3 protein-coding genes and 1 pseudogene are annotated in these 4,297 nt (G+C 38.3%); 3 read left to right on the top strand and 1 reads right to left on the bottom strand.

Going from position 1 to position 4,297, the window contains the following annotated elements; all coding sequences use genetic code 11:
• Positions 1–786: mucoidy inhibitor MuiA family protein (locus tag AC2JBO_RS43550; RefSeq protein WP_496959844.1), on the top strand; the 786-nt coding region annotated here is incomplete at its 5' end.
• Between the two features lie 342 nt (positions 787–1,128).
• Here the strand turns inward: AC2JBO_RS43550 and AC2JBO_RS43555 are convergent.
• Positions 1,129–2,478, bottom strand: coding sequence for an alkaline phosphatase family protein (locus tag AC2JBO_RS43555; RefSeq protein ID WP_496959845.1), 1,350 nt, complete (start codon positions 2,476–2,478; stop codon positions 1,129–1,131).
• A gap of 74 nt (positions 2,479–2,552) precedes the next feature.
• Here AC2JBO_RS43555 and AC2JBO_RS43560 point away from each other — a divergent pair.
• Both AC2JBO_RS43560 and AC2JBO_RS43565 read left to right on the top strand, forming a co-directional pair.
• Positions 2,553–3,119 (top strand): annotated as a pseudogene (locus tag AC2JBO_RS43560) (YdcF family protein).
• 12 nt (positions 3,120–3,131) lie between these two features.
• On the top strand, positions 3,132–3,734 hold the full coding sequence (locus AC2JBO_RS43565) for a hypothetical protein (protein WP_496959846.1): 603 nt from the start codon (positions 3,132–3,134) through the stop codon (positions 3,732–3,734).
• Positions 3,735–4,297: the final 563 nt, after the last annotated feature.

The raw sequence follows: 4,297 nt of genomic DNA on the forward strand, positions 1-4,297 counted from the left end.
CCAGCAATGATGCAGGAGAGTGCTAGACGAGTACGACGGCGCCGTGGCTACAGTTCAGAATTTGAAGATAATGATAATGAGAATGATGAGGAATATGAAGCAGCACAAGAAGCTTACGTAGAAGCAGAAATTGTCACTGCTGAAGTATCGAAAGAAGGAAGCGTAGTTTCGTTTCAACTCAGTAACAATGGCAACATACCCAATGATGGGGCGCCGCATAAAGCGACAATTTTTAACTCGGATTATCCTTGTAACTTTAGTTATGTGGCAATGCCACGTCTAGTCAGCTTCGCTTATTTACAAACAACAGTCAAAAATACTACAAAAAATACTACGGTTGGCACCACTTTATTACCAGGTAAAGCCAGTATTTACCGTGATAATGTGTTTGTTGGTACAGCACAGTTCGAAAATGTGGTGCCGGGACAAGAATTTAAAATCAATTTAGGTATTGATGAGAGTCTAAAAATAGAACGTGAATTGGTAGAACGCCAAGTAGATAAGAAATTAATTGGGAGTAATCGTAAAATTACTTATGCGTATCGGCTAATTATTACTAACTTACTCAACATTGAAGCAAGTTTAAAACTTAGTGAGCAAATACCAAAAAGTCGTCACGAACAAATCAAAATTTATCTCAACCGTTCTAACCCACCAATTCAGCTTGGCGAAATGGGCGTATTAGAATGGGAAGTGAAAATGGCGCCGCAATCTAAACAAGAAATATATTACCAGTTTATTATCGAGCATCCACCACATATAAATATAGTTGGATTAGGTATTTAATTATTGAAATTTGATCCCTCTTCTTTTTTCCCCCTTCCACACCGCTACCGTGTAAACACATTTTTTATAACCCCTTGTATTCCTCTCTTTGTGTCCTTTGTGTCTTTGTGGTTTATCTCTTTAAAGAACCACAAAGACACAAAGAACGCAAAGGAAGAGAAGAAAGAGATGCTCAAAGCGCATCAAGTTATGGGTGAATGGACAAAAGTTTATTTGGCTGCACAAGAGCTACTAAGCCAAGAGTAATTGAAGCCCAATAGATATTATATTTCCTCCAGCAGAACAAAAACATAAACAGGCAAGGATGCCTGTTCCACAAGAGAGTTTAAAAAGAGCAGTAAATTACAATCTATAAGCTAAAAATGGAGTTAACATTTCTGCGCGACTCAAACCACCGTGAATACCTACAGGGTAATGCTGTGTATCATTCTCAAAACTAACCCAGTCACCTTGGGGAATTATTATTGCATCACCCAAACGGTTATAACTCAATTCGCTTAGTTCTTTTCCTGGTAGTCCTAATAAACCAAGTTCTATAGCTTCAGCTTTCGACAAAAGCAAAAATTCTTCTGCTAAATTTTGCTGAATATATTCACATACTTCTTTTTCTTTACCTTTGTTGATATACAAATAACGTGCTTGAGTTCCTCCTGTAAATGGAGCGGATAAGTTTTTATTTAAAGCTGGGTGCTGGTTTAACCAAGTTATTTTATCTGGATAAACCGCGCGCTGACCGTGGTCTGCGGTGATGAGTAATACAGTATCTTTACGTCCTGCTAATGGCTCAAATAATTCGCGGTAAAGTGAAAAATCAATACTCGCTACTTCTGCTCGGTAGTTCTCACTTAGCGGTTGATAACAGTGGGCAAAAATATCGATTTCTGGAATATATAGATAAGTAAAGCTTTTTACATTACTGTTCTTACAAAGCAAGCGTTGACGTAGTTGATTAAAAGCATCAGCAGGAGTTCGGTAGCCAAAGTAACTGTCTGTACTGGCTTTACTACCTGCACTAGTAAAACGACTGATGCTTGAGTTTCTGAATTGATGATAGTTAATAATTTCAACATCTACGCCTGACTTTTCCATGAGCAGGTAGATGTTAGGTATCGGTAGAAGTGTGTCGGGGTTAAGTTGGGTATCTAAATAAGGCGCCGATGTTGGTGTGAAACTTGGACGATAACCAATTAAATTAACCAAGCTACCAACTTCTTGGAAGTACACATGGGTATTAATTAGACCATGTTGAGCAGGCGCCTGTGCGGTTGCAGCAGAAGTTAGTGCTGTTACAGTTGTGGTAGGAAAAACTGAAGTAGCTGGCATAAAAAAAGCCTGCGGTGAATTGCATGCTTGAGTTAATCTTGGTATTACACCTTCACTGCTTAACGTTCGGAACTGTTCGTAACCAAAAGCATCTAAGATGATTAACACTACATGATTTATGGGCGCCTGATATAACCAGCTATGCCAAGCATCTGTCAAAGATTCAATTGCTAAAAGTTCGGGGTTAAAAGGTGTTACAGTTTTGTGTGCGCTTAATATATAGGGTTCGCACAACCATTCGAGAGCTAAAGCTGCAATATTCGTAAGTCCTAGTCCATCGTAACTAGGTTTTAACATCCCAGGCGCCAGGGCTTCTGGTAGTTTCTGTCGTTCTATAAGAGCTTGTTCTACCGTAGTTAATTGATTCATGGTTGTTAACTCTACCTGCACAGTATATTTTAGCTCTGAACATTAGTATCATGGGATATACGCGAGTTATTAAAATGACTTGTTTATTTTTAATCGGGTTACTGCTAGTTATACTATTTACTGCTGGTCATATATATATTTACGGTAATACGCCAAATCGAATTAAAGCTGATGCTGCCATCGTATTAGGCGCCGAAGTATGGGGCAGTGAGCCATCACCAGTGTTCCGTGAACGCATCAACCACGCTGTCAATCTTTATAAAACTCGTGACGTTAGTAAATTAATTTTTACAGGTGGAGTTGGGATAGGTAAACAAATATCAGAAGCAGAAGCAGGAAAACAGTATGCTGTACAAAATGGAGTTAATTAACTAGATATATTAACCGAAACAAAATCACGTACTACTAATCAAAACCTTCAGTATGCTAAGGAAGTTGCTCAACAGCACAATTTAAACAACTTTCTTATCGTTAGCGACCCATTACATATGAAGCGCGCAGTATTGATGGCAAGAAACATAGGTTTAGATGCATTTCCATCACCAACACCTACTACTCGTTATCGCAGTTTTGAAAGTCAGTTACAGTTTCTTACGCGCGAGACTTATTTTTACTTTGTTTATTTAATTTTTAAAATCTAGGTGGTTTTTAAAATGGCATACAACGAATTTACTTGGAGCAAAGCAAGGCAAGATTTTGGTTTAACGGCAATTGAAGGAACGCGCTTTTTTCCAGAAGTTGAACCAGTGGCGCCAAGTAATTTATTAACGATGTTACTCGCGCGCTCTTTACCTTGGGCAACTGCAACAGGGAATGAAAAAGCTCGTTCCGAAGGTATTATTAATCCGATTTTGTTAGAAGTACGCGATATATTAGAACGGCAAATTAGCGTTTTTTCCGGTGAAAAGTTTGATGTTGATGCTAGCGTTGGGTTGAACGGTTTTTGTGATTTTTTAGTTAGTAAATCATCTGAACAAATTGAAATTGAGGCGCCTGTCGTTGTAGTTGTAGAAGCGAAGCAAGAAAATATTAAATCTGGATTAGGGCAATGTGCGGCAACAATGGTAGCTGCTCAAAGGTTTAATCAAAATAAACAGCTACCAGTTAAAGCAATTTATGGCAGTGTCAGTACTGGGACGCAATGGAGATTTTTAAAGCTTGAGGGAAATATTTTAACTTTAGATTTGATGGATTATCCTATTCCACCTGTAGAACAGATTTTGGGCTTTTTGGTTTGGATGATTGAACAAAATTAATGAATATCCTCGCTTGTAAATACCAAACGGCGCCAAAATTCCTAGAGGATAAATCAGATATAAAAATTGTTGGGACGTAGAGACTTGAATCAGGTGTTAAATTCCTAGACGATAAGTTGGATATACATAATATCCTCTAGGAAAATTTAAATCAGGCGCGAAATTCCTAGAGGATAAATTAGATATACATATATCCTCTAGGAAAATTTGAATCAGATACCAATATTAACTTTAGAATTGTCGGGTTACGCGCTTCGTCCACCTAACCTACGTAGAGACTTGAATCAGGTGTTAAATTCCTAGAGGATAAGTTGGATATACATAATATCCTCTAGGAAAACTTGAATTAGGTGCCAAAATCCCTAGAGGATAAATCAGATATAAAAATTTTTGGGTAACGAAGCGCCGCTTCACCCAACCTACTCAGCACTCGGCACTCAGCACTTTTTACTAATTAAAATGTGATTGGCGCCACTGGTTCGATGTCTGGGTTAAAGCCACCTATTTGGTTTGTTCGTAGTACCCATGCGGTGGCGCCAAGTTTTAGGAATGTTTCTGCTACA

Source organism: Calothrix sp. CBUCES-K 9914 (assembly GCF_059640475.1).